The organism is Pseudocitrobacter vendiensis, assembly GCF_943590815.1.
Lineage (GTDB): Bacteria > Pseudomonadota > Gammaproteobacteria > Enterobacterales > Enterobacteriaceae > Pseudocitrobacter > Pseudocitrobacter vendiensis.
This window is the reverse complement of record NZ_CALSBS010000012.1, coordinates 111,598-137,501: the sequence shown is the minus strand read 5'-3', so window position 1 is coordinate 137,501 and position 25,904 is coordinate 111,598. Positions and strand designations below refer to the sequence as shown.

The 25,904-nt window shown below is 54.6% G+C and carries 24 protein-coding genes, 1 tRNA gene and 1 pseudogene; 15 read left to right on the top strand and 11 right to left on the bottom strand.

The features are described from left to right. Nucleotides 1-48: 48 nt before the first annotated feature. The 3 genes from NMC31_RS14325 to NMC31_RS14315 all read right to left on the bottom strand — a co-directional run bounded on the left by NMC31_RS14325 (nt 49) and on the right by NMC31_RS14315 (nt 2,229). Entirely contained in the window at nt 49-687 is a 639-nt protein-coding gene (locus NMC31_RS14325; RefSeq protein ID WP_253898339.1) for a hypothetical protein, read from the bottom strand. 30 nt (nt 688-717) lie between these two features. After that, the gene (locus NMC31_RS14320; protein ID WP_061350296.1) at nt 718-1,980 is read right to left on the bottom strand and encodes a tyrosine-type recombinase/integrase; all 1,263 of its coding nucleotides are present in this window, start codon (nt 1,978-1,980) and stop codon (nt 718-720) included. Between the two features lie 164 nt (nt 1,981-2,144). After that, a tRNA-Leu gene (locus NMC31_RS14315) sits at nt 2,145-2,229 on the bottom strand. 219 nt (nt 2,230-2,448) lie between these two features. On the opposite strand from NMC31_RS14315, the gene ahr reads away from it, so the two are divergent. Next, nucleotides 2,449-3,468, top strand: a complete 1,020-nt coding sequence (gene ahr / locus NMC31_RS14310) for an NADPH-dependent aldehyde reductase Ahr (protein WP_253898338.1) — start codon at nt 2,449-2,451, stop codon at nt 3,466-3,468. A gap of 37 nt (nt 3,469-3,505) precedes the next feature. Here the strand turns inward: ahr and NMC31_RS14305 are convergent, their stop codons facing one another. Beyond that, complete coding sequence (locus tag NMC31_RS14305) at nt 3,506-5,146, bottom strand: dihydroxyacetone kinase subunit DhaK (protein ID WP_253898337.1); 1,641 nt, start codon at nt 5,144-5,146, stop codon at nt 3,506-3,508. Between the two features lie 102 nt (nt 5,147-5,248). On the opposite strand from NMC31_RS14305, the gene NMC31_RS14300 reads away from it, so the two are divergent. Continuing rightward, entirely contained in the window at nt 5,249-6,784 is a 1,536-nt protein-coding gene (locus NMC31_RS14300) for a helicase HerA-like C-terminal domain-containing protein (protein WP_276220768.1), read from the top strand. 124 nt (nt 6,785-6,908) lie between these two features. On the opposite strand, the gene lptG is transcribed toward NMC31_RS14300, so the two are convergent. From lptG to NMC31_RS14285, 3 genes are all read right to left on the bottom strand, one after another. Then, nucleotides 6,909-7,991 carry an LPS export ABC transporter permease LptG gene (gene lptG, locus NMC31_RS14295; protein ID WP_149462931.1) on the bottom strand — a complete coding sequence of 361 codons (1,083 nt, stop codon included), beginning with the start codon at nt 7,989-7,991 and terminating at the stop codon, nt 6,909-6,911. Then, nucleotides 7,991-9,091, bottom strand: coding sequence for an LPS export ABC transporter permease LptF (gene lptF, locus NMC31_RS14290; RefSeq protein ID WP_149462930.1), 1,101 nt, complete (start codon nt 9,089-9,091; stop codon nt 7,991-7,993). Before lptF ends, lptG begins: the two co-directional genes overlap by 1 nt. Nucleotides 9,092-9,154: 63 nt before the next feature. Then, a complete protein-coding gene (locus tag NMC31_RS14285; protein WP_217448718.1) occupies nt 9,155-9,205 on the bottom strand; it encodes a hypothetical protein in 51 nt (16 codons plus the stop codon). Nucleotides 9,206-9,359: 154 nt separating this feature from the next. On the opposite strand from NMC31_RS14285, the gene pepA reads away from it, so the two are divergent. From pepA to NMC31_RS14265, 4 genes are all read left to right on the top strand, one after another. Next, nucleotides 9,360-10,871: a leucyl aminopeptidase gene (pepA, locus tag NMC31_RS14280; RefSeq protein WP_015966101.1), complete on the top strand. Its 1,512-nt coding sequence runs from the start codon at nt 9,360-9,362 to the stop codon at nt 10,869-10,871. Nucleotides 10,872-11,035: 164 nt separating this feature from the next. Continuing rightward, nucleotides 11,036-11,479: a DNA polymerase III subunit chi gene (holC, locus tag NMC31_RS14275; RefSeq protein ID WP_108476199.1), complete on the top strand. Its 444-nt coding sequence runs from the start codon at nt 11,036-11,038 to the stop codon at nt 11,477-11,479. Then, entirely contained in the window at nt 11,479-14,334 is a 2,856-nt protein-coding gene (locus NMC31_RS14270) for a valine--tRNA ligase (RefSeq protein ID WP_253898335.1), read from the top strand. Before holC ends, NMC31_RS14270 begins: the two co-directional genes overlap by 1 nt. A 165-nt stretch (nt 14,335-14,499) precedes the next feature. Further along, a complete protein-coding gene (locus NMC31_RS14265) occupies nt 14,500-15,003 on the top strand; it encodes a GNAT family N-acetyltransferase (RefSeq protein ID WP_253898334.1) in 504 nt (167 codons plus the stop codon). 9 nt (nt 15,004-15,012) lie between these two features. Here NMC31_RS14265 and miaE read toward each other — a convergent pair whose 3' ends face one another. Then, nucleotides 15,013-15,771: a tRNA isopentenyl-2-thiomethyl-A-37 hydroxylase MiaE gene (gene miaE, locus NMC31_RS14260; RefSeq protein WP_253898333.1), complete on the bottom strand. Its 759-nt coding sequence runs from the start codon at nt 15,769-15,771 to the stop codon at nt 15,013-15,015. A gap of 49 nt (nt 15,772-15,820) precedes the next feature. Beyond that, nucleotides 15,821-16,240 (bottom strand): ribonuclease E inhibitor RraB, encoded by a 420-nt coding sequence (rraB, locus tag NMC31_RS14255; RefSeq protein ID WP_253898332.1) that lies wholly within the window; start codon nt 16,238-16,240, stop codon nt 15,821-15,823. A 17-nt stretch (nt 16,241-16,257) separates the two neighbouring features. Between rraB and argL the strand changes: the two genes are divergently transcribed. Both argL and argF read left to right on the top strand, forming a co-directional pair. Next, nucleotides 16,258-16,431 (top strand): putative translational regulatory protein ArgL, encoded by a 174-nt coding sequence (argL, locus tag NMC31_RS26295; RefSeq protein WP_436650368.1) that lies wholly within the window; start codon nt 16,258-16,260, stop codon nt 16,429-16,431. Beyond that, the gene (gene argF / locus NMC31_RS14245; RefSeq protein ID WP_253898331.1) at nt 16,401-17,405 is read left to right on the top strand and encodes an ornithine carbamoyltransferase; all 1,005 of its coding nucleotides are present in this window, start codon (nt 16,401-16,403) and stop codon (nt 17,403-17,405) included. Before argL ends, argF begins: the two co-directional genes overlap by 31 nt. A gap of 52 nt (nt 17,406-17,457) precedes the next feature. Here the strand turns inward: argF and NMC31_RS14240 are convergent, their stop codons facing one another. Next, nucleotides 17,458-17,910: a YhcH/YjgK/YiaL family protein gene (locus tag NMC31_RS14240; RefSeq protein ID WP_149462923.1), complete on the bottom strand. Its 453-nt coding sequence runs from the start codon at nt 17,908-17,910 to the stop codon at nt 17,458-17,460. A gap of 198 nt (nt 17,911-18,108) precedes the next feature. Between NMC31_RS14240 and NMC31_RS26290 the strand changes: the two are divergent. The 5 genes and pseudogenes from NMC31_RS26290 to ridA form a co-directional block, all read left to right on the top strand. Next, nucleotides 18,109-18,240, top strand: a pseudogene (locus NMC31_RS26290) (pyrBI operon leader peptide); the annotation flags it as partial. Then, entirely contained in the window at nt 18,183-18,362 is a 180-nt protein-coding gene (locus tag NMC31_RS14225) for a pyrBI operon leader peptide (RefSeq protein ID WP_436650360.1), read from the top strand. The pseudogene NMC31_RS26290 and the gene NMC31_RS14225, both read left to right, overlap by 58 nt. Beyond that, on the top strand, nt 18,314-19,249 hold the full coding sequence (pyrB, locus tag NMC31_RS14220; protein WP_253898329.1) for an aspartate carbamoyltransferase: 936 nt from the start codon (nt 18,314-18,316) through the stop codon (nt 19,247-19,249). The genes NMC31_RS14225 and pyrB overlap by 49 nt, the downstream gene beginning before the upstream one ends. Before the next feature lie 12 nt (nt 19,250-19,261). Continuing rightward, the gene (gene pyrI / locus NMC31_RS14215; RefSeq protein WP_149462916.1) at nt 19,262-19,723 is read left to right on the top strand and encodes an aspartate carbamoyltransferase regulatory subunit; all 462 of its coding nucleotides are present in this window, start codon (nt 19,262-19,264) and stop codon (nt 19,721-19,723) included. Between the two features lie 73 nt (nt 19,724-19,796). Further along, on the top strand, nt 19,797-20,183 hold the full coding sequence (gene ridA / locus NMC31_RS14210; protein ID WP_149462915.1) for a 2-iminobutanoate/2-iminopropanoate deaminase: 387 nt from the start codon (nt 19,797-19,799) through the stop codon (nt 20,181-20,183). Nucleotides 20,184-20,278: 95 nt separating this feature from the next. Here the strand turns inward: ridA and mgtA are convergent, their stop codons facing one another. Further along, a complete protein-coding gene (gene mgtA / locus NMC31_RS14205) occupies nt 20,279-22,987 on the bottom strand; it encodes a magnesium-translocating P-type ATPase (RefSeq protein WP_253898328.1) in 2,709 nt (902 codons plus the stop codon). Nucleotides 22,988-23,376: 389 nt separating this feature from the next. On the opposite strand from mgtA, the gene treR reads away from it, so the two are divergent. Both treR and treB read left to right on the top strand, forming a co-directional pair. Continuing rightward, nucleotides 23,377-24,324, top strand: a complete 948-nt coding sequence (gene treR, locus NMC31_RS14200) for a trehalose operon repressor TreR (protein ID WP_253898327.1) — start codon at nt 23,377-23,379, stop codon at nt 24,322-24,324. Between the two features lie 131 nt (nt 24,325-24,455). Next, nucleotides 24,456-25,874, top strand: a complete 1,419-nt coding sequence (gene treB, locus NMC31_RS14195; RefSeq protein ID WP_253898326.1) for a PTS trehalose transporter subunit IIBC — start codon at nt 24,456-24,458, stop codon at nt 25,872-25,874. Nucleotides 25,875-25,904 lie beyond the last annotated feature (30 nt).

Genomic DNA, 25,904 nt, shown 5'->3' with positions numbered 1-25,904 from the left:
TCTTGTAGCCCCTTCTAATGAGAGATATCCAGAAAGTAATTAATAAATTCACTCTCCGTATTTTATAATGTCTTTGCCCAACTTTATTTTCTTATAAAAAGTAGCTTTTTTAATTCCTTTCAATATAATCTCATTCTCATTACAAAAAGAAATAATATCATTATATATAACACTATTATCGCTATAATTTGCCTTTCCATGTTTCTTAAGTAATTCAATTAGTAGGTAGATTAATTTACAACTATAATTATCCTCGTCATCTTTTCTATACTGCCCTCTGCCATTACTCCTTAATTTTTTACCAATTTCATATAATTCACTTCCTCCTAGCATCATTAAAATATCGCCCCAATCTTTATTTTTTACCTGTTGTTGCAATGCGTTCTCAATTCTTTCCTTAATCTCCACGGGTACAATATCTTCCTTCTGAAAGATATAAGCGGCAGTTAGTACTAAGTTCGCTTCCACTTTTTGCGTGGCGGATATGCTTTTATATTCATTAATCAGTTGTAGATTTCTGGTTATTGCCTTTCTTAATCTAATAACCTCTTTTAATTGAATCTCAGTCAATTCATCATTTTCGGTATCATAGTCAAAACCATTCATAGCAAGCGCCATTTCGTGTGGCGTAATGTACGTTAACCTATTAAAATAAAACAAATCATTATCAGATTGTGTGTTATTCATTTAAATCTCTCCGCAGCCCCACAATGGTAATTATTTTCCATGCACACGCGCAAAATCATATGGTGTGATAGATCCATTCTTGTTAGCATCAATGTAATCAGCCCACCATTGCAGCATTAATCTTCTTTCTTCAAGATATTCAGAAGTGTGCATATATGAACCTTTCACGTTTTTTCGTTCAACGTGGCTTAACTGTCTTTCAATAGCGTCATCATTCCATAGTTTCGACTCACTTAGTGCACCCCGCGCCATAGTTCTAAATCCATGACCACATACTTCTGTTTTCGTATCATATCCCATTACACGTAAGGCACTATTTACTGTATTTTCACTCATTACTTTTTTAGGATCATGATCGCTGGGAAATATAACCTCACCTTTACCACTCAAGGCATGTAAACGTTTAAAAATATCAAATGCTTGTTTGCTAAGCGGAACAATATGTTCAGTTTTCATCTTCATCCCACGCTCAGAGTGTTTTACGCCGGGAATAGGCTTACGAATTCCGGGTATCGTCCACTCACTTCGTTCAAAGTTAACCTCACTCCAGCGAGCAAAACGCATCTCACTTGAACGAATAAATGTGAGTAGCGTTAATTCAACGGCAAGCCGTGTCATTAGTCGCCCTTTATAACGTGACAATCTTTCAAGGAACTCAGGGATTCTTTTTGGGGGTAGCGCTGGGTGATGGGTAGACTTAACACTTAAAAGCGCTCCAGCCATATCACTGGCAGGATTTGATTCAAGAAGGTCATTCTGCACACCAAAACGCATAATTGCGTTTACGCGCTGCATCAGTCGCTGCGCAACATCATGTTTACCTGCCGTATCGACAGCTTTGATCGGATTGAGAAGCTGGCTGGTTCTCAACGTCCTAGCGTCAATTTGGCCTATCGAGGGGAAAATATACTGCTCAAGCGTCAGCAGAACGCGACGACTATGATCTTCGCTCCAGGTTAGATTACTTGCGTGCCATTGCCTTGCGATAGTTTCAAATAAATATGCCCCCTCAATTTCAGCTTGTGCCCCCTTTTGCTCAGCTTTGGGGTCAATGCCCTGAGACAACAATTTCTTTGCTGCATCGCGCTTACCCCGAGCCTCAGCCAAAGTGATCGTCGGGTATACACCAAAAGCGAGCCGATCTTCCTTTTTGTCTGATGGGCGGCGATATTTCATGCGCCAGTACTTGGAACCTTTAGGGGAGACTTCAAGATACAAGCCGCCTCCATCAGCCATTTTATAGGCTTTCTCTTTCGGCTTTGCGGTCTCTATCTGGCGAGCATTGAGTTTCATTTTGGGGGCACAAATCCTGATCGAATTGACATGCCCCCGATTATGCCCCCAAAAGAGGGTAGACCACAAGAGACCAATGAAGACCGTGAAATACTGTAACTTGCTTGTTTTTAAGGGGTTTTTTTGGATTTGTAGACTTCAGGAAACGTCAAAAGAAGTGTTAATGGTGCCGAAGGCCGGACTCGAACCGGCACGTATTTCTACGGTTGATTTTGAATCAACTGCGTCTACCGATTTCGCCACTTCGGCACTGAAGGGTATGCGGAAAACGAGTGGATTATACCTGTCGCACGCCACCTTGCAAGCGACACCGCGCGTTATGCGCGCTAAGTGTTGAAAAAATCAGCGTTCCCCGTACCCGGTCACACTCTGCCCCCCTCCCAAACCCTTTTCCAGGCGCATTCCGCTAAGCACCGCCCTGCCGCTTGCTCTACACTGTCAATTCAACACCATAGTGAGGGAAGTACGATGTCCATCATCAAAAGCTACGCCGCGAAAAATGCGGGCGATACTCTGGAGCTCTGGGAGTACGACGCGGGGGAACTTCTGCCGGAAGACGTGGAAGTTCAGGTTGATTACTGCGGGGTCTGCCATTCCGATTTGTCGATGATCGATAACGAATGGGGTATGTCCCAGTATCCGCTGGTTGCGGGTCATGAGGTGATTGGTCATGTGGTGGCGCTGGGTAGCGCTGCGCAGAATAAAGGCCTGAAAGTGGGCCAGCGCGTGGGTATTGGCTGGACGGCGCGCAGCTGTGGGCACTGCGATGCCTGCATCAGTGGCAATCAGATAAACTGTACGGAAGGGTCGCTACCGACCATTCTCAATCGCGGCGGCTTTGCCGATAAGCTGCGCGCAGACTGGCAATGGGTGATCCCACTGCCAGAAAAAATTGATATCGAAACTGCAGGCCCACTGCTGTGCGGCGGTATCACCGTCTTTAAACCGTTGCTGATGCACCATGTGACGGCCACCAGCCGCGTTGGGGTCATTGGTATTGGCGGGCTGGGGCACATCGCTATTAAATTACTGCGCGCGATGGGTGCGGAAGTGACGGCGTTTAGTTCGAATCCATCAAAAGAGCAGGAAGTACGGGCGATGGGTGCCGATAACGTGGTGAACAGCCGCGATCCGGAAGCACTGAAAGCGCTGGCGGGCCAGTTTGACTTGATTATCAACACCGTGAGCGTTGACCTCGACTGGCAGCCGTATTTCGAAGCGCTGGCTTACGGCGGTAACTTCCATACGGTTGGCGCGGTGCTGAAACCGCTGCCGGTGCCGGCCTTTACGCTGATTGGCGGCGACCGCAGCATTTCTGGTTCGGCGACGGGTAACCCGGCCGAGCTGCGTAAGCTGATGAAGTTCGCCGGACGTAGCGGCGTGACGCCGACGACCGAGCTGTTCCCGATGTCGAAAATCAACGATGCGTTGCAGCATTTGCGCGACGGCAAAGCCCGTTACCGTGTGGTGCTGAAGGCTGATTTTTAATGCTGTTCCGGCGGCGTTCTGCCGCCGGCTCTCTCGTTTAGCCTTTTGTCAGTGCGGCAAAGACTTCTGCCACCGCTACCGCTCCCGGGTCGGTCACGCCGTCCAGGTTCTGGCTGTTTACGTACGACGCGCGCCCCGCGCCGGCTTTTTGCATGGTCGCAGTTTTCTCCGCACCGGCTTGTGCGGCGCTTGCCGCTGCCTGTGCGTCGTTATCGCGCATCGCTTCCAGCGCGGGTTGCAGGGCATCGATAAGCGTGCGGTCACCGAGATCGGCTCCGCCGTACTGTTTCATCTGCGTCAGCCCTTTTAATAGCGCATCCGGCAGTGCGTCGCCGCGCTGGAGTGATTGCCCGGCAGCGGTGAAAAAGATAGACATCAGCACGCCACTGGAGCCGCCCATCACCGTGGCCAGCCGGTCGCCTACCAGTTGCAGTAACTGTGCGCCGTTGTTAAGCGGCAGTTCGCCCTTGTCGAGCAGTTCAGCGATATCACGCGCCCCCAACGCAAACGTTGAGCCGGTGTCGCCGTCGCCCACTTTGGCATCCAGCGCGTTCAGGCGGTTCTCAAGCTGGATAAGCGTCCGGGTTATCTGCCCTACACGTGCGGCAATCGCCGGGTTGTCGGAAGGCTGAATCTCCAGGGCGTCGTACACTTTGCTGTGCTTGACGGTTTTTACCGGCGCGAAGGCGACCGGTTTTAACCAGCCGACCGTCTCGACATCTGCCTGTAAAGCGCGTTCAAACTCCGGGGTCAATTTTAATACCGAGAGCGAGAAACCTTTCATATCCAGCGAGCTCACCAGCGGCGCCGGGCCAATCAGCCAGGCAATCTGTTCCTGTAGCGCCGAGTGCGCCAGCTCTTTGGTGAGCAGCGCCATCTCCAGCGCCGAGACGCCGCCGAGGTTGTTGATAAGCACCGCCACGCGAGCGTCACCTACCTGATCTTTAAGAGGTTTAACCAGTATTTCGATAAGCGCTTTGCTGTTGTGGCTTTCTACCACCGATGCACCCGGTTCACCGTGAATACCCAACCCCAGTTCAACCTGCCCCGGTTTGATGCGCCCTTCTGCGTCGTCGCTGCCCGGTAGGTTGCAGCTCTCCATTGCCACGCCCAGGCTGAAAACGCTGTCGCTCGCCTGTTGCGCGATGTCACGCACTTCGCTGAGGGATTTACCGTGCTCGGCGGCATAACCGGCAATTTTATGCACCAGCGCAGTGCCCGCGATGCCGCGCGGCTGTTTGTTATCCGGCAGCGCGATGTCGTCGGCGACAATCACCATCTCGACCTTCAGACCGTAGCGTTTGGCTTTCTCTGCCGCCAGGCCGAAGTTGAGGCGGTCGCCGGTATAGTTTTTGACAATCAGCAGGCAGCCACGGTCGCCCGTCACCGCCACAATGGCGTTTAATACGGCATCAACACTCGGCGAGGCAAACAGGTCGCCGCACACCGCTGCCGTCAGCATGCCTTTGCCGACGAACCCGGCATGCGCGGGCTCATGGCCCGAGCCGCCGCCGGAAATCACCGCCACCCGGCTTTTATCCCAGTCGCTGCGCGCGACAATCCGAATCGCCGGGTCGATATCGAGCCGCATCAGGTTGCCGTGCGGTGCGGATAACACTAAACCTTCAATCGCATCGTTGACCAGCTGTTTACGATCGTCATAAAAGAATCTGGACATAACCTTCCAAAAAAATGCAAACCGTATGCAAAGCATAGTTCGCACTGGATAAAGCGCCGCAAAGCGCGGAATTTCCTGCCGCCTTTTGTCGGCAATTTGCCTATACTCGACGCAGATAAATGGAGGAATAATTCAATGAGCGCACCTTTGCTAATTGCACGCACGCAGGATAAAGAACTGCACCTGTTGCCCGGTATGGCGAACCGTCATGGGCTGATCACCGGGGCGACCGGTACCGGGAAGACCGTCACTCTGCAAAAGATGGCCGAGTCGTTCTCAGAGATTGGCGTGCCGGTATTTATGGCTGATGTAAAAGGTGACCTGACGGGCGTGGCGCAGGCAGGCCAGGCATCAGAGAAGCTTCAGGAGCGTCTGAACAAAATTGGCGTCACCGACTGGGAGCCGCACGCTAACCCGGTTGTCGTCTGGGATATCTTTGCTGAGAAAGGCCACCCGGTGCGCGCCACGGTGTCAGATCTCGGCCCGCTGCTGCTGGCGCGTTTGCTGAACCTGAATGAAGTGCAGACCGGCGTGCTGAACATTATCTTCCGCATCGCCGACGACCAGGGCTTACTGCTGCTGGACTTTAAAGATCTGCGCGCGATTACCCAGTACATTGGCGATAACGCGAAGTCGTTCCAGAATCAGTACGGCAATATCAGCAGCGCGTCTGTCGGGGCGATTCAGCGCGGGCTACTTACGCTGGAGCAGCAAGGTGCCGAGCACTTCTTCGGCGAGCCGATGCTGGATATCAAAGACTGGATGCGCACCGACAGCAATGGCAAAGGGGTAATTAACATCCTCAGCGCCGAGAAGCTCTATCAAATGCCGAAGCTTTATGCGGCGAGCCTGCTGTGGATGCTCTCCGAGCTTTACGAGCAGTTGCCGGAAGCGGGCGACCTGGAGAAACCGAAGCTGGTGTTCTTCTTCGATGAGGCGCACCTGCTGTTTAACGATGCGCCGCAGGTGCTGCTGGATAAAATCGAGCAGGTGATCCGCCTGATTCGTTCGAAGGGCGTAGGGGTCTATTTTGTATCGCAGAATCCGTCCGATATCCCGGATGCGGTACTCGGCCAGTTAGGGAACCGCGTGCAGCATGCGCTGCGAGCCTTTACGCCGAAAGATCAGAAAGCGGTGAAAACAGCGGCGCAGACCATGCGCGCCAATCCGGCGTTTGATACGGAGAAAGCGATTCAGGAGCTGGGCACCGGCGAGGCGTTAATCTCATTCCTGGATGCCAAAGGCAGCCCGTCGGTGGTCGAGCGCGCAATGGTGATTGCACCCTGCTCGCGCATGGGGCCAGTTACCGACGATGAGCGTAACGGGCTGATTAACAACTCGCCGCTGTATGGCAAGTATGAGGATGCGGTTGACCGCGAATCAGCGTTCGAGATGTTGCAGAAAGGCGTGCAGACCAGCACCGAGCAGGCCAATGCGCCTGCGGCAAAAGGCAAAGCCGTTGAAGTGGATGACGGTATCCTTGGCGGACTGAAGGATATTTTGTTCGGCACCACCGGGCCGCGCGGCGGTAAGAAAGATGGCATCGTGCAGACAGCGGCGAAAAGCGCGGTGCGGCAGGTGACCAACCAGATTGTGCGCGGGATGCTGGGGAGTTTGCTCGGAGGAAGACGGCGGTAATGCGGTCTGTTATTGCCTGATGGCGCTTCGCTTATCAGGCCTACCGATCGTACTTAACCGTAGGTCGGGCAAGCGCAGCGCCCCCGGCACAAAAAAGGGAGCGAAAGCTCCCTTTTTCAAAACGTTACGCTTTTCGCATCATCAGCCAGAGGCTAATAACGAAGAAGCTCGCGCTCGGCAGTAGTGCGCCAATCACAGGTGGGATGCCGTACACCAGGGTCAGCGGGCCAAAGATTTGGTCCAGCACGTAGAACACAAAACCAAAGCTGATACCGGTGACGACGCGCACACCCATCGCCACGCTACGCAGCGGGCCGAAGATAAACGACAGCGCCATCAGCATCATCACCGCCACAGAAAGCGGCTGGAAGACTTTGCTCCACATGTTGAGCTGATAACGGCCGGAATCCTGGCCGCTCGATTTCAGGTACTTCACGTAGTTATGCAGGCCGCTGATTGAGAGCGCATCCGGGTCTAACGCCACCACGCCGAGTTTGTCCGGCGTGAGGTTGGTTTTCCAGGTGCCGCTAACGGTCTGCGCACCGGTGATTTGCTTGCTGTCCGTCAGGTTAGACTCATCTACCTGCGACAAGCGCCACACCTTGTTTTCCGGGTCAAATTTCGCGGAGGCCGCGTAGCGAACAGATTGCAGACGCTTTTCCGGATTGAAGGAGTAAATGCTTACACCACCCAGTTCGTCGTTCCCTTTTACCCGTTCGATATAGACAAAGTTATGACCATCTTTCGCCCACATCCCTTGCTGGGTGGAAAGCAACGAACCGCCGTACATTGCCTGCGCACGGTAGTTACGCGCCATCTGTTCGCCCTGCGGGGCAACCCATTCGCCCATCGCCATGGTCAGCAGCACCAGCGGAATAGCCGTTTTCATAACGGATAACGCAACCTGCATACGCGTAAAGCCGGAAGCCTGCATTACCACTAACTCGCTGCGCTGCGCCAGCATCCCCAGGCCTAATAACGCGCCCAGCAGAGCGGCCATCGGGAAGAAGATTTGAATATCTTTCGGCATGCTCAGCAGGGTATACACCCCGGCGCCCAGCGCGTCGTAGCTCCCCTGCCCGGCTTTTTTTAGCTGGTCGACAAACTTGATGATGCCAGAGAGCGACACCAGCATGAACAGCGTCATCATGATGGTGGTGAAGATGGTTTTACCGATATAGCGGTCAAGTACACCAAATGGCTGCATCACACCGCTCCTTTAGCCGAGAAACGCGCACGGAAGCGACGCATCGGAATGGTATCCCACAGATTCAACGCAATCGCCAGCGCCAGATAGGACAGGTTCACCACCCACATCCAGATAGCCGGGTCGAGCTTACCCTTCCCGCCGTTGGATTTGAGCGAGGTTTGCAGCAGGAAGAAAACCAGATAAAGCAGCATCGCCGGAAGCATCGACAGCACGCGGCCCTGACGCGGGTTAACCACGCTCAGTGGAACCACCATCAGCGCCATAATAACCACCGTCAGAATAAGCGTAATACGCCAGTGGAACTCGGCACGCGCGCGGTCATTGTTGGTATTCCACAGCGTGCGCATATCCATTTGATCGGTGTCGTTCGGGTCGAGCGTCACTGCCTGGTGGCCGACAATCGCCTGGTAATCTTTAAAATCGGTAATGCGGAAGTCGCGCAGCATCGCAGTGCCTTCAAAGCGGGTACCCTGGTTTAAGGTCACCACCTGAGAGCCATCTTTCAACTGCGAGAGATGGCCGGAATCGGCGACCACCACGGAAGGACGCGCGTTGCCTTTGGGACGCAATTGCGCCAAAAAGACATCGTTAAAGCTGCTGCCATCAACGCTTTCAATAAACAGCACCGAGTCGCCGTTCGTCGCCTGCTGGAACTGGCCTGCCGCCAGCGCCGCCATGCCGGGGTTAGCTTTTGCCTCCGCCAGCACTTCATCCTGGTGACGAGAAGACCACGGCCCCGCCCACATGACATTCACAGCGGCAATGATACTGGTGAACAGTGCCAGCACCATGGCGGCTTTAATCAGCACCGCTTTACTGAGGCCGCAGGCGTGCATCACCGTAATTTCACTTTCGGTGTAGAGTTTGCCCAGCGTCATCAATAAGCCGAGGAACAGGCTCAGGGGGAGGATCAATTGCGCCATTTCAGGCACGCCCAGCCCCAGTAATGAGAGCACCAGATTTGTCGGGATTTCGCCGTCTACCGCCGCGCCGAGGATCCTCACCAGTTTCTGACAAAAGAAGATCAGAAGCAGGATGAAGAGGATCGCAAGCTGGCTTTTAAGCGTCTCCCGCACCAGATATCTTATGATTATCACTATAAATACGCCCGTAAAAACCCGTCTTATTGCAGGAAAATAGCTTGTTTCATGGCTTAAACGTCATTTATTCTCTTGAGTCGTCGAAAACATCGCTAAGATTATATGACTCAGCGGTTTCACGTTTCAGGACTCGGTTCTGACGTGCCAACACCGTAATAACGTTAAGATTAACACGAAGTCACCGCAACAGCGGAAATGAGTTACGAAAGCTTGCAATTCTAACTGTAGCCACCGCCGTTGTCTTTAAGATTCAGGAGCGTAGTCCATGGAGTTCAGTGTAAAAAGCGGTAGCCCGGAAAAACAGCGGAGCGCCTGCATCGTGGTCGGCGTTTTTGAACCGCGCCGTCTTTCCCCGATTGCCGAACAGCTCGATAAAATCAGCGACGGCTATATCAGCGCCCTACTGCGTCGCGGCGAACTGGAAGGTAAGCCCGGCCAGACGCTGCTGCTGCATCACGTTCCGAACGTGTTGTCAGAGCGCATTTTGCTGATTGGTTGCGGTAAAGAACGCGAGCTTGATGAGCGTCAGTATAAGCAGGTCATCCAGAAAACCATCAACACTCTGAATGATACCGGGTCAATGGAAGCCGTTTGCTTCCTGACCGAACTGCACGTTAAAGGGCGCAACAACTACTGGAAAGTGCGTCAGGCCGTAGAAACGGCAAAAGAGACGCTGTACAGCTTCGATCAGCTGAAAACCAATAAAACCGAGCCTCGCCGTCCGCTGCGCAAAATGGTCTTCAACGTGCCAACCCGCCGTGAACTGACCAGCGGCGAGCGTGCGATTCAGCACGGCCTCGCCATTGCCGCCGGGATTAAAGCAGCAAAAGACCTTGGCAACATGCCGCCAAACATCTGTAACGCCGCGTACCTGGCATCGCAGGCGCGTCAGCTGGCAGACAGCTACAGCAAGAACGTGGTAACCCGCGTAATTGGCGAGCAGCAGATGAAAGAGCTGGGTATGCACTCTTATCTGGCGGTTGGCCACGGTTCGCAGAACGAATCGCTGATGTCGGTGATTGAGTATAAAGGTAACGCCTCCGAAGACGCCCGCCCGATCGTGCTGGTCGGTAAAGGTTTGACCTTCGACTCCGGCGGTATCTCCATCAAGCCTGCCGAAGGCATGGATGAGATGAAGTACGACATGTGCGGCGCAGCGGCAGTCTACGGCGTGATGCGCATGGTCGCGGAACTTCAGTTGCCGATTAACGTGGTTGGCGTGCTGGCAGGCTGTGAAAACATGCCTGGTGGGCGCGCGTATCGCCCGGGCGACGTGTTGACCACCATGTCCGGTCAAACGGTCGAAGTGCTGAACACCGACGCCGAAGGCCGTCTGGTGCTGTGCGACGTGTTAACCTACGTTGAGCGTTTCGAACCGGAAGCGGTTATTGACGTGGCGACGCTGACCGGCGCGTGCGTGATTGCCCTCGGCCATCACATCACCGGCCTGATGTCGAATCACAACCCGTTGGCGCATGAACTGATTGGCGCGTCTGAGCAAGCAGGCGACCGTGCATGGCGTCTGCCGCTGGCCGATGAGTTCCAGGATCAACTGGAGTCCAACTTCGCGGATATGGCGAACATCGGTGGCCGTCCTGGCGGCGCAATTACCGCAGGCTGCTTCCTGTCGCGCTTTACCCGTAAGTATAACTGGGCGCACCTGGATATCGCCGGTACCGCATGGCGCTCCGGCAAGGCTAAAGGCGCTACGGGCCGCCCGGTAGCGTTGCTGTCGCAGTTCCTGCTCAACCGCGCCGGGTTTAACGGCGAAGAGTAAATTAAGGCTTAAGGGAATAACCCCTCACCCCGCCCTCTCCCCTGGGGAGAGGGAGAAAACCAGCGCCGTAATGTAATACCGTGCTCGAATGGTCCCCTCTCCCTTAGGGAGAGGGTTAGGGTGAGGGGTCAATACATTTAAATCCACCACAAGAAGCCCCATATATGAAGAATGCGACGTTCTATCTTCTGGACAACGAAACCACCGTTGATGGCTTAAGCGCCGTCGAGCAACTGGTGTGCGACGTTGCCGCAGAACGTTGGCGTAGCGGTAAGCGCGTGCTGATCGCCTGTGAGGATGAGCAGCAGGCTATACGCCTGGATGAAGCGCTGTGGGCGCGTCCGGCGGAGAGCTTTGTGCCGCATAATCTCGCGGGCGAAGGCCCTCGGGGTGGAGCGCCGGTCGAGATTGCCTGGCCGCAAAAGCGTAACAGCAGCCCGCGCGATATACTGATCAGTCTGCGACTCAATTTCGCAGATTTTGCCACCGCTTTCACAGAAGTGATAGACTTCGTTCCTTACGAAGATTCGCTTAAACAACTGGCGCGCGAACGATACAAAGCTTACCGCGTGGCTGGTTTCAACCTGAACACGGCAACCTGGAAATAATGGAAAAGACATACAACCCAAACGATATCGAACAGCCGCTTTACGAGCACTGGGAAAAGCAGGGCTATTTCAAACCGAATGGCGATGAAAGCCAGGAAAGTTTCTGCATCATGATCCCGCCGCCGAACGTCACCGGCAGTTTGCATATGGGTCACGCCTTCCAGCAAACCATCATGGATACCATGATCCGCTACCAGCGCATGCAGGGTAAAAACACCCTCTGGCAGGCGGGGACCGACCATGCCGGTATCGCCACCCAGATGGTGGTTGAGCGCAAAATTGCCGCTGAAGAAGGTAAAACCCGTCACGACTATGGGCGCGATGCGTTCATCGACAAAATCTGGCAGTGGAAAGCGGAATCCGGCGGCACCATTACCCGTCAGATGCGCCGTCTTGGCAACTCCGTGGACTGGGAGCGCGAACGCTTCACCATGGATGAAGGCCTTTCCAATGCCGTGAAAGAAGTCTTCGTGCGCCTCTACAAAGAAGACCTGATTTACCGTGGCAAACGCCTGGTAAACTGGGACCCGAAACTGCGCACCGCCATCTCTGACCTGGAAGTGGAAAACCGCGAGTCCAAAGGCTCAATGTGGCATATCCGCTATCCGCTGGCCGATGGCGCGAAAACCGCAGACGGTAAAGATTATCTGGTTGTCGCCACCACCCGCCCGGAAACCGTGCTGGGCGATACTGGCGTGGCCGTTAACCCGGAAGACCCGCGTTATAAAGATCTGATTGGCAAATATGTCATTCTGCCTCTGGTTAACCGCCGTATTCCGATTGTGGGCGATGAACACGCCGACATGGAAAAAGGCACCGGCTGCGTGAAGATCACGCCAGCGCACGACTTTAATGACTATGAAGTCGGTCGTCGTCATCAGCTGCCGATGATCAACATTCTGACCTTTGACGGCGACATCCGCGAAACGGCGGAAGTGTACGACACCAAAGGTAACGAATCTGACGTTTATTCCAACGAGATCCCGGTTGAGTTCCAGAAACTGGAGCGTTTTGCCGCGCGTAAAGCGATCGTTGCCGCCGTTGATGCCCTCGGCCTGCTCGAAGAGATCAAACCGCACGACCTGACCGTTCCTTACGGCGACCGTGGCGGCGTGGTTATCGAACCGATGCTGACCGACCAGTGGTACGTACGTGCCGACGTGCTGGCGAAACCGGCAGTTGAAGCGGTTGAGAACGGCGACATTCAGTTCGTACCGAAACAGTACGAAAACATGTACTTCTCCTGGATGCGCGATATTCAGGACTGGTGTATCTCTCGTCAACTGTGGTGGGGTCACCGCATCCCGGCATGGTATGACAACGACGGTAACGTCTATGTTGGTCGTAATGAAGACGAAGTACGCCAGGAAAATAACCTGAGCGCGGACGTTGCGCTGCGTCAGGACGAAGACGTTCTCGACACCTGGTTCTCCTCCGCGCTGTGGACCTTCTCCACGCTAGGCTGGCCGGAAAACACCGACGCTCTGCGTCAGTTCCACCCGACCAGCGTGATGGTATCCGGTTTCGACATCATCTTCTTCTGGATTGCCCGCATGATCATGATGACCATGCACTTCATCAAAGATGAAGATGGCAAGCCGCAGGTGCCGTTCCACACCGTTTACATGACCGGCCTGATTCGTGATGACGAAGGCCAGAAGATGTCTAAATCCAAGGGTAACGTGATTGACCCGCTGGATATGGTTGACGGTATTTCGCTGGAAGACCTGCTGGAGAAACGCACCGGCAACATGATGCAGCCACAGATGGCGGAGAAAATCCGTAAGCGTACCGAGAAACAGTTCCCGAACGGCATTGAGCCGCACGGCACCGACGCCCTGCGCTTCACCCTGGCGGCGCTGGCCTCTACCGGCCGCGATATCAACTGGGATATGAAACGCCTCGAAGGTTATCGTAACTTCTGTAACAAGCTGTGGAACGCCAGCCGCTTTGTACTGATGAACACAGAAGGTCAGGATTGCGGCTTCAACGGCGGCGAAATGACGCTGTCGCTGGCGGATCGCTGGATTCTGGCGGAATTCAACCAGACCGTGAAAGCGTACCGTGAAGCGCTGGATAGCTACCGCTTCGATATCGCTGCGGGCATTCTGTATGAATTCACCTGGAACCAGTTCTGCGACTGGTATCTGGAGCTGACCAAGCCAGTGATGACCGGAGGTTCCGAGGCTGAACTGCGCGGTACACGTAACACGCTGGTAACCGTGCTGGAAGGTCTGCTGCGCCTCGCGCATCCGATTATTCCTTTCATTACCGAAACCATCTGGCAGCGTGTGAAAGTGATTTGCGGTATCACCGCCGACACCATCATGCTGCAGCCGTTCCCGGAATACGATGCGTCTCAGGTTGATGAAGGAGCACTGGCTGACACCGAGTGGCTGAAGCAGGCGATCGTTGCCGTACGTAATATTCGTGCGGAAATGAACATTGCGCCGGGCAAACCGCTGGAACTGCTGCTGCGTGGTTGCAGTCAGGATGCACAGCGTCGTGTGAACGACAACCGTAGCTTCCTGCTGAACCTGGCGCGTCTGGAGAGCATCACCGTGCTGCCAGCCGATGACAAAGGCCCGGTATCCGTGACCAAAATCATCGACGGCGCAGAGCTGCTGATCCCGATGGCTGGCCTCATCAACAAAGACGATGAGCTGGCGCGTCTGGCGAAAGAAGTGGCGAAAATCGAAGGTGAAATCAGCCGTATCGAAAGCAAACTGTCTAACGAAGGCTTTGTGGCGCGCGCACCGGAAGCGGTGATCGCCAAAGAGCGTGAGAAGCTGGACGGTTACGCTGAAGCGAAAGCCAAGCTGATTGAACAGCAGGCGGTCATCGCCGCGCTGTAATGCCTTGAGGTTGTGCCTGTTTGTTTGCCGGATGGCGCGTTGCTTATCCGGCCTACATTCAGGCACCCGCCTGATTTTCCTTCCTGAATTATCCTCGCTTGCACTCACCTGTCCTGCGGTGTTATTAACTGCATATCTCCGTCATCATTTATTTCGAGTTTCGCTATGAGTGTTATATCTCCGGTCGCCGTCACGCTGCGCCCGCTCGCCGCTGACGATAATCCCGCTATTGCCAGCGTTATCCGCCAGGTCTCCGCCGAATATGGCCTGACCGCTGACAAAGGCTACACCGTTGCCGATCCGAATCTGGACGAGCTTTACCAGCTCTACAGCCAGCCAGGTGCCGCCTATTGGGTGGTTGAGCAAGATGGTCAAGTGGTTGGCGGTGGCGGCGTCGCCCCATTAGGCTGTAGCGAGCCGGATATCTGTGAATTGCAGAAAATGTATTTTCTCCCTTCCGTGCGCGGTCAGGGGTTGGCGAAGAAGTTAGCGCTGATGGCACTCGATCACGCGCGTGAACAGGGTTTTAAACACTGCTATCTCGAAACCACCGAGTTTCTGCGCGAAGCCATTGGTCTGTATGAACACTTAGGCTTCGAGCACATCAGCGAGCCGTTGGGTTGCACCGGCCACGTGGATTGTGAAGTGCGGATGCTGAAAGCGTTGTAAGGTTATGCCTCACATCGGCACGCCACTATGAAAACGAAACTCCGCATCCGGCGTGCTAATTAATGCCGCTTCCACTTCACCAAAGAAGCGCACACGCGGAGTAATATCCGTTTTCGATACCTGCTGCGCCAGCGCCAGGTAATCCTGATAATGGCGGGCTTCAGAACGCAGCAGTGAGAGATAAAACTTCTGCAATGGCTCATCGAGATACGGCGCCAGCGCGGCAAAACGCTCGCAGGAACGCGCTTCGATATAAGCCCCGCAAATCAGTTTATCAATCAGCGTCAACGGCTCGTGCGTGCGCACCTCTTTTAGCATGCCTTTCGCGTAGCGGCTGGCGGTTATCTTCACATAGGGGATCTGACGCGCGGTCATGGCTTCGCGCACCTGCCAGAAGTGATGCAGCTCCTCTTTGATCAACAGCACCATGCTGTCGATCAACGCTTGCCCCCACGGATCGTCGGTCTGCGGCATGACGCTTTTACCGATTTGCTTATGCAGCGCGACAAAATCCGGCTCCGGCCCATCGCGAAACGCAAACGCTTCATACGGCTGTAGCCACGCCAGCAACGCGTCCGCGCCTTGCTTATCAGCGACATATTTACGCACCAGCAGCATGGCGGTTTGCGCAGCTTTGAGCTCGCACACCAGATGGTCGGTTAACAAAAGCGGCAGATTCACCGGGTCACGGGCTTTATCAAGCCAGGTCTGCGGCGTGGTGCACTGAAGAAAATTGAGAACAGGGGAGAGAATTTGCGGGTAATCCATGCTTTATCCTTGCCCCACGGCAGCGGGCGCTGCCGTGGGTGAGTGATGCTTAGTGACGTACACCATCATCATCTTCGTCGACGTCATCTTCGTCGTCGTCGCCTTCTTCGCCGTTAGGATCTTCGTAGTAAGTGCCCCAACCGTCATACTCGACTTCAAACTTCTCGGCCAGCGTCATCAGTTGCTCAACCTGCGCGTCGATCAGATCGGCATTCAGCGCGGATTCGCTGAGGATATCGCAGCAGATGACGGTGTCGCCCTCTTCCACTTCCAGCTCTTCCGGCTCGGTCACTTCATAACCCATTTTGAAGGCTTCAACCGCAAACTTCTCCAGCGCGTCGAAGTCATCGGCAGAGAGGTGGTGTTCAATGGTATACAGCGCATCAGGATCGCTGCCGTCTTCCAGCAGTTCTTCAATGATCAGGCGCGTCTCTTCACGCTGCTCTTCCAGTAATTCCGGGTTTGCCATGGCTCGTTCCTCGTAATGTGGCGTTACTCTTATTGTCACATACCGCAAGCATTGCCTCCACCTTTCCGCGAAAGATTTGTGCACCGGGGTTGCAATTGCATATTCATACATATAAATTGAATTTTAATTCAATAAGTGGCCTAAGCCATGCGAGGACAAGATGCCGAATTTTTATCAGAAGCACTTTTTAAAATTACTCGATTTCACCCCTGCCGAGCTGAACACGCTGCTGCAACTCGCCGCCCAACTGAAAGCCGATAAAAAAAGCGGTAAAGAGACGCCAAAACTGACCGGTAAAAACATCGCGCTCATCTTCGAAAAAGACTCAACCCGCACACGATGCTCTTTCGAAGTTGCCGCATACGATCAGGGCGCTCGCGTGACCTATCTCGGCCCAAGCGGCAGCCAGATTGGCCATAAAGAATCGATTAAAGATACCGCCCGCGTACTGGGCCGCATGTATGACGGTATTCAATATCGCGGCTACGGGCAGGAGATTGTCGAAACGCTGGCGCAGTACGCGGGTGTGCCGGTCTGGAACGGTCTCACCAACGAATTTCATCCGACACAATTGTTGGCTGATTTGCTCACCATGCAGGAGCATTTACCGGGTAAAGCATTCAATGAAATGACGCTGGTTTATGCAGGCGACGCGCGTAACAACATGGGTAATTCCATGCTGGAAGCCGCCGCATTAACCGGGCTGGATTTGCGCCTGGTTGCCCCGCAGGCCTGTTGGCCGGAAGAGAGCCTGGTGACCGAATGTAAAGCGCTGGCGCAGAAGAATGGCGGTAACATTACCCTCACCGAAGATATTGCGGCGGGCGTGAAAGGCGCGGACTTTATCTACACTGACGTGTGGGTATCGATGGGCGAAGCCAAAGAGAAATGGGCAGAACGCATTGCGCTGCTGCGTGATTATCAGGTGAATAACCAAATGATGGCGCTCACCGGCAACCCGCAGGTGAAATTCCTTCACTGCCTGCCTGCCTTCCATGACGATCAGACCACGCTCGGCCAAAAAATGGCCGAAGAGTATGGGATGCACGGTGGAATGGAAGTTACCGATGAGGTATTTGAATCCCCGGCAAGCATCGTTTTCGACCAGGCAGAAAACCGCATGCACACCATCAAAGCGGTGATGGTGGCGACGTTAAGCCAGTAAGAAATTATCTCTCCGGCCTGTATGCTGTGTGCATCCAGGCCGGGAAAGACGTTTACTCAACCAACATCTTCACCACAATCTTACGCACTTTCGCGGGCGCGCCGACCGCACACAGCGGCTTATGCACTTCCCCCGGGTAGAACACCACAAAATCGCCTTCGTTCAGAATGACGGTTTTCTCTTCTTTTCCTTCCGGCAGGAAAGCGATGTCTTTATCTGCCAGCCAGTCGGTCTCCGGCGCGCCCGCAGGCAGCGTGCTGAAGGTCATCCCCTCCTGCCCTTTCACCAGAATCTGGATATCCAGATAACGCGCGTGATACTCGGCACGACGTTTTTCACATGGCTCGGTCATATCTTCCGCGACCAGATAAAAGGCGCGGTCACCGTCGATAGGGTGCTTGCCCAACGCGGTCGCATCGTTCACTTCGGCCTTAACATGCGCGATCGCCTGGCGCAGCGCTTCCGGCAGCCACGGCTGCACATTATGGATGTTGCCAACAATCATGGTAATACCTCAATTAAAACATCGTTTCATTTTTAGTTGTTATACGAGAATTCAGGCTGCCATACCACTACTTTTTGGTGGGGATTTGCGCTGGCGCATAGTTATTGAATGATGAGGGCAATGGAGGGTTCACAACTGCATACCAGTGGTGTTTATATGCATTAGTATTCAAAGAGAATCGTTTTCGTCGCGTAAATTATGAATCTGATACTTGATTCAAAAACAGACCTGCGTATAATCCCGTCCCGTTTGCCGGGAGGAATTATGGTTCAGTGTGTACGACATCGCGTCTTACCGCGTCTGAAAACAGACGCTGGCCTGCCGTTTTCTTTCCGTTGCTCACTCATTCTCGAAGCCCCTTATTTAAGGGGCTTTTTTTTTGCGCAGGCGTCAGGAGAAAAACATGGCTAATCCGCTGTATCAAAAACATATCATTTCCATCAACGACCTGAGTCGCGACGATCTGGAACTGGTACTGGCTACCGCTGCAAAGCTGAAAGCAAACCCGCAACCGGAATTGCTGAAGCACAAAGTGATTGCCAGCTGTTTCTTCGAGGCGTCAACCCGTACCCGCTTGTCGTTTGAAACCTCAATGCATCGCCTGGGCGCGAGCGTGGTCGGTTTCTCCGACAGCAACAACACCTCGCTGGGTAAAAAAGGCGAAACGCTGGCGGATACCATTTCGGTGATTAGCACCTACGTCGACGCCATCGTGATGCGTCACCCGCAGGAAGGCGCATCGCGTCTGGCGACCGAGTTCTCCGGCGGCATTCCTGTTCTAAACGCCGGTGACGGCGCCAACCAGCATCCGACGCAAACGCTGCTCGATCTCTTTACCATTCAGGAAACGCAGGGTCGCCTGGAAAATCTTAACGTGGCGATGGTCGGCGACCTGAAATATGGCCGCACTGTTCACTCCCTGACGCAGGCGCTGGCGAAATTTAACGGCAACCGTTTCTACTTTATCGCACCTGATGCGCTGGCGATGCCGCAGTACATCCTGGATATGCTCGACGAGAAAGACATTGCCTGGAGCCTCCACTCTTCCATTGAGGAGGTCATGGCGGAAGTCGATATCCTTTATATGACGCGTGTGCAGAAAGAGCGTCTGGACCCGTCAGAATACGCCAACGTGAAGGCGCAGTTCGTGCTGCGCGCCGCCGACCTGGAAGGCGCGCGTGACAACATGAAAGTGCTGCATCCGCTGCCGCGTATTGACGAAATCACAACAGATGTCGATAAAACGCCGCACGCCTGGTACTTCCAGCAGGCTGGCAACGGTATCTTCGCCCGCCAGGCGTTACTGGCACTGGTTCTGACTCGCGACCTGGATCTGTAAGGGGAAATGACTATGACACACGATAACAAACTTCAGGTAGAAGCCATCAAACGTGGCACGGTAATCGACCATATCCCGGCGCAGGTAGGCTTTAAGCTGCTGACCCTGTTCAAACTGACTGAGACAGACCAACGCATCACCATCGGCCTGAATCTGCCTTCCGGCGAAATGGGCCGCAAGGACCTGATTAAAATCGAAAATACCTTCCTGACCGACGAGCAGGTCAACCAGCTTTCCCTGTATGCCCCGCAGGCGACGGTGAATCGCATCGATGAATACGAAGTGGTCGGTAAATCGCGCCCAAGCTTACCGGAACGTATTGATAACGTGCTGGTTTGCCCGAACAGCAACTGCATCAGCCACGCCGAGCCGGTTTCATCCAGCTTTGCAGTGAAAAAACGCGCCGATGATATCGCACTCAAATGTAAATACTGCGAAAAAGAGTTTTCCCATTATGTGGTGCTGGCCAACTAATTGAGGTTGGTAATGAAATCCCGGCTGTTATAATGGCCGGGAACATTCTTAACGCTGTAATTCTGGAGAAAACATGAGCAAAGTACTCGCGACGGAAAATGCACCAGCAGCTATCGGCCCATACGTTCAGGGCGTTGATCTGGGTAGCATGATCATCACCTCCGGCCAGATCCCGGTAAACCCGAAAACCGGTGAAGTGCCGGAAGACGTAGCCGCTCAGGCGCGTCAGTCGCTGGATAACGTAAAAGCAATCGTTGAATCAGCTGGCCTGAAAGTCGGCGATATCGTGAAAACTACCGTTTTCGTGAAAGATCTTAACGATTTCGCGACCGTTAACGCCACTTATGAAGCCTTCTTCACTGAGCACAACGCCACCTTCCCGGCACGTTCTTGTGTGGAAGTTGCACGTCTGCCGAAAGACGTGAAGATTGAAATTGAAGCGATTGCGGTACGTCGCTAATAGCGACCCGGCAAGCGCCTGATGGCGCTACGCTTATCAGGCCTACGGCATATCGCGCGTAGGCCGGGTAAGCATCAGCGCCACCCGGCACTGTTTTACTGCCAGCCGTACCGACGGCTAAAGAACCCTTTCACCATCTGCGTCAGCGTCATATACCCCGCCAGAATGGCAATCAGCCACGGGAAGTAGGAGAGCGGCAACGCCTGCAACTGTAAGTACCCCGCCAGCGGCGAGAACGGCAGCGCGATACCGACGACCATCACCACCAGCGTCATGATAATCAGCGGCCAGGCAGCGCGGCTCTGAATGAACGGAATACGGCGCGTGCGGATCATATGCACAATCAGCGTCTGCGACAGTAACCCCACCACGAACCAGCCGGACTGGAACAGCGTCTGCGCTTCAGGTACGTTGGCGTGGAAGACAAACCACATCACGCAGAAGGTCAGAATGTCGAAGATGGAGCTGATCGGCCCGAAGAAGATCATGAAACGCCCCAGTTCAGACGGCTGCCAGCGCTGCGGTTTCTGAATCTGCTCATCGTCGACGTTATCAAACGGAATCGCTACCTGAGATACATCGTACAGCAGGTTCTGAATCAACAGGTGTAACGGCAGCATCGGCAGGAACGGCAGGAAGGCGCTCGCTACCAGGACGCTAAAGACGTTACCGAAGTTAGAACTGGCGGTCATCTTGATGTATTTCAACATGTTGGCAAACGTCCGGCGGCCTTCGATAACCCCCTCTTCCAGCACCATCAGGCTTTTTTCCAGCAGGATGATGTCGGCGGCTTCGCGGGCGATATCCACCGCGCCATCGACAGAAATTCCGATATCCGCCGCACGCAGCGCGGGCGCATCGTTGATGCCGTCACCCATAAAGCCGACCACATGGCCTTCGCGGCGCAGCAACGTTACGATTCGCTCTTTATGCATCGGCGTCAGGCGAGCAAACAGCGTGGTACGCAGAGCCAGCGCCGCCAGTTCGTCGTCGCTCAGGGTTTCAATATCACTACCGACCACCACCTCACCAACGTCCAGCCCCACTTCATGGCACACTTTCGCCGCCACAAGCTCGCTGTCGCCGGTGAGAATTTTCACGGTGATACCGCTCTCTTTTAGCGCTTTCAGCGCCGGTGCGGTGGTCTCTTTCGGCGGATCGAGGAATGCGATGTAGCCTTCCAGAATCAGGTCGGATTCATCAATACGCTGGTAGTCGCCAACACGCGCGGGCAGATACTTGCTCGCCACCGCCACCACGCGCAGCCCCTGACGGTTAAGCGTGTCGGTGACGCGTTTAATGCGGCGCAGCATGGTTTCGTCCAGCGGGACGATTTCGCCGTTATGGCGAACCTGCGTTGAGACGTTGAGGATCTCCTGCAATGCGCCTTTACAGATCAGTTTGTGTACGGACGGGCGTTCGCTTACTACCACCGACATGCGGCGACGTTCGAAATCAAACGGGATTTCATCCACTTTCTGCCACTGCCCGGAAAGCTCACGCGCCGCATTTTCATCCACGCCTTCCAGCACGGCGGTATCCAGCAGGTTTTTCAGCCCGGTTTGATAATGGCTGTTGAGCCAGGCGGTATGCAATACACGCTCGCTGGCCTTCCCGGAAATATCAGTGTGATTTTCCAGTACGATTTTATCCTGCGTCAGCGTTCCGGTTTTATCGGTGCAGAGGATATCCATCGCGCCAAAGTTCTGAATCGCGTCGAGATGCTTAACGATGACTTTCTGTTTAGAGAGTTTCACCGCCCCGCGCGCCAGCGTCGAGGTGACGATCATCGGCAGCATTTCCGGCGTTAAGCCGACGGCAACCGACAGCGCAAACAGCGCCGCTTCCCACCAGTCGCCTTTGGTGTAGCCGTTGATCAGCAGCACGATCGGCGTCATTACCAGCATAAAGCGAATCAGCAACATACTGACGCGGCTGATGCCTTTCTGGAACGCATTCGGCTCACTTTCCTGCTCGCTGACGCGCCCGGCCAGTTGACCAAACCAGGTGTGACCGCCCGTCGCCGTGACGATAGCCTGTGCCGAGCCGCTCACCACAGTGGTGCCCATAAAGCAGAGGGTATCGCACTCAAGCGGGTTCGCCTGCTGTGGGTCGCGGCTACGCGCCACTTTTTCCACGGGAAGCGACTCGCCAGTGAGCGATGCCTGAGCGACGAAGAGATCGCGCGCCTGCACAACGCGCAGGTCTGCCGGGATCATATCGCCCGCCGACAGTTTGACAATATCGCCCGGTACAAGCTGGTCGAGCGGTATTTCACACCAGCGGCTTTCGCCCTTAATATTCACCACGCGCAGCACGGTGGCGGTGTTGCTCACCATCGCTTTTAATGCGTCGGCAGCGCGAGTGGAACGCGCCTCCTGCACAAAGTTAAGCAGCGTGGAAATCACCACCATCAGCGCAATCACCCCGGCGGCGAAGAGATCTTCGGTCGAGTAAGAGACGATGCCCAGCACCGTCAGCAGCAGGTTGAAGGGGTTGCGATAGCAGCTCCACAGGTGAACCCACCACGGCGCGGGCTTCTGCGCCGGGATTTGGTTATCGCCATAACGCTCGCGTTTAGCCGCGACTTCGGCCTCGTTGAGTCCTTCCGGATGCGTATCAAAAGCGTGCCATACGGCCTCTTCGTCCATCATTGCCACATTCAGGCAGTGCTGGCTCAGAGAATCCGGCATCGGTACGCCAGAGAGATTTTTGCCATCCGGCATCGGGTCGCGCTGGACTAAACGGCGTGGCAGGTGGCGGCTAAGCTGTGCAAGCAGCTGCCGGGTCATATTTTTCAGCATAAAACGTCCCCCGCATCCGTAGAATACGGACGCAGCTCGGCTGACAGGCGCAACAATGCCGTGCCTGTCAGGCACTTAATTTTTCTACAGGGACATCGGGGATGTCACTGCCTCACATGTTCGGTAAGGCAGCGAAAACTGACTTACCGGAAAATTACGCTCCCGTGCGGGAGAGGGGTGGGATCGGGATCCATACGGCCTCCGGTAAGGTAAGTAATAAATAGCGCCGCACATTATACATATAAAACCATAATGTTTGTGCCAGTTCGGGCGGTATAATACCTCCCGGCAACTAAACCGAACGTAAACCAGACTTTGCTCATTGCACATTGTTTGCGTAGGATGAAACACTTAATCTGAAATAACATTTTATTAACACGGGAAACGAGATGCAGAACCGGCTGACCATTAAAGATATCGCCCGCCTGAGCGGAGTGGGTAAATCGACCGTTTCCCGCGTGCTGAATAATGAAAGCGGCGTCAGCGATCGTACCCGTGAACGTGTCGAAGCGGTGATGAATCAGCACGGCTTCTCCCCTTCCCGCTCCGCACGCGCGATGCGTGGGCAGAGCGATAAAGTGGTCGCCATTATTGTTACGCGTCTCGATTCCCTTTCAGAAAATCTGGCCGTACAAACCATGCTGCCAGTGTTTTACGAACAGGGTTACGACCCCATCATGATGGAAAGCCAGTTCTCGCCGGAGAAAGTGGAAGAGCATCTCGGCATGTTAAAGCGACGTAACATCGACGGCGTGGTGCTATTCGGTTTTACCGGCGTCAGCGAAACCATGCTGGCGAGCTGGCAGTCGTCGCTGGTGATGGTCGCGCGCGATGCCAAAGGTTTCGCCTCTGTCTGCTACGACGACAAAGGTGCCATCAACATCCTGATGCAGCGCCTCTACGACCAGGGGCATCGCCATATTAGCTACCTTGGCGTGCCCCACAGCGACGTCACGACCGGCAAACGCCGCCACGATGCGTATCTCGCTTTTTGCAAAAAACATCACCTTAACCCGGTCGCCGCGCTGCCCGGCCTCGCCATGAAGCAGGGCTTTGAATATGCCAGCAAAGTGATGACGCCGGACACCACCGCCCTGCTGTGCGCCACCGATACGCTGGCGCTGGGGGCGAGTAAATATTTCCAGCAGGAACGCATGGATACCGTGCAGCTTGCCAGCGTCGGCAACACGCCGCTGATGAAGTTCCTGCACCCGGAAATTATCACCGTCGATCCCGGCTATGCCGACGCGGGACGCCAGGCAGCAGAACAGCTAATCGGCCAGGTAACCGGCCGCGCTGAACCACGTCAAATTATCATTCCCGCCAACCTCATCTAAGCCTGAACGCGCAAATTATGTGATCCTCGCTGCGTTTCGGGAACGTTCCCATTTTCCAAAAATCGGTTAACGGATAGGCTACTGCTCAGGTCATCAACACAATATCTCTCCTCGGCACTGAGGTTTTCATAATGAGTAAAATAAATCAGCAGAACATCGATAAACTTATCGAGCTGGTCGGCGGACGCGATAATATCGCCACCGTCAGCCACTGCATTACCCGCTTACGCTTTGTCCTCAACAACCCGGCGAAAGCCGATCCAAAAGCTATTGAAGAACTGCCGATGGTGAAAGGCTGCTTCACCAACGCGGGGCAGTTTCAGGTGGTCATTGGCACAGAAGTCGGCGACTACTACCAGGCCCTGATCGCCTCCACCGGCCAGGCGGCTGCGGATAAAGAGCAGGCCAAACTGGCGGCGCGCCAGAATATGAAGTGGCATGAACGCATGATCTCGCACTTCGCGGAGATCTTCTTCCCACTGCTGCCGGCGCTGATTAGCGGGGGTTTGATCCTCGGTTTCCGCAACGTGATCGGCGACCTGCCGATGAGCAACGGCCAGACGCTGGCGCAAATGTATCCGTCGCTGCAAAGCATCTACGATTTCTTATGGCTGATTGGCGAGGCGATCTTCTTCTATTTACCGGTGGGTATCTGCTGGTCGGCGGTGCGCAAAATGGGCGGTACGCCGATTCTGGGAATCGTGCTCGGCGTTACGCTGGTCTCCCCGCAACTGATGAACGCCTACATGCTGGGCCAACAGGTGCCGGAAGTGTGGAACTTCGGCCTGTTTACCATTGCCAAAGTCGGCTATCAGGCGCAGGTAATTCCGGCGCTGCTGGCGGGCCTGGCGCTCGGCTATATTGAAACGCGCATGAAGCGCATCGTACCGGATTACCTCTATCTGGTGATTGTGCCGGTCTGCTCGCTGATTCTGGCGGTTTTCCTTGCTCATGCCTTTATCGGCCCGTTTGGCCGTATGATTGGTGATGGCGTTGCCTTTGCCGTGCGTCACCTGATGACCGGTAGCTTCGCGCCGGTTGGCGCTGCGCTGTTCGGCTTCCTGTACGCGCCGCTGGTGATCACCGGCGTACACCAGACCACGCTTGCTATCGACATGCAGATGATTCAAAGCATGGGCGGCACGCCGGTTTGGCCACTGATTGCGCTCTCTAACATTGCGCAGGCTTCTGCGGTAGTGGGCATTATTATTTGCAGCCGCAAGCAGAACGAGCGTGAAATTTCCGTGCCTGCCGCCATCTCCGCCTTCCTCGGCGTAACCGAACCGGCCATGTACGGCATCAATCTGAAGTATCGCTTCCCGATGCTGTGCGCGATGGTAGGCTCTGGCCTCGCTGGCCTGCTGTGCGGCCTGAGCGGCGTAATGGCAAACGGCATTGGCGTCGGTGGCCTGCCGGGCATTCTTTCCATCCAGCCGACCTACTGGCAGGTCTTTAGCCTGGCAATGCTGATTGCCATCGTGATTCCTATCATCCTCACCTCGGTGGTTTACCAGCGTAAACACCGTCAGGGCACCTTGCAGATTGTTTAATGTTTTCACTTTGGGGCGCCCTTGCGCCCC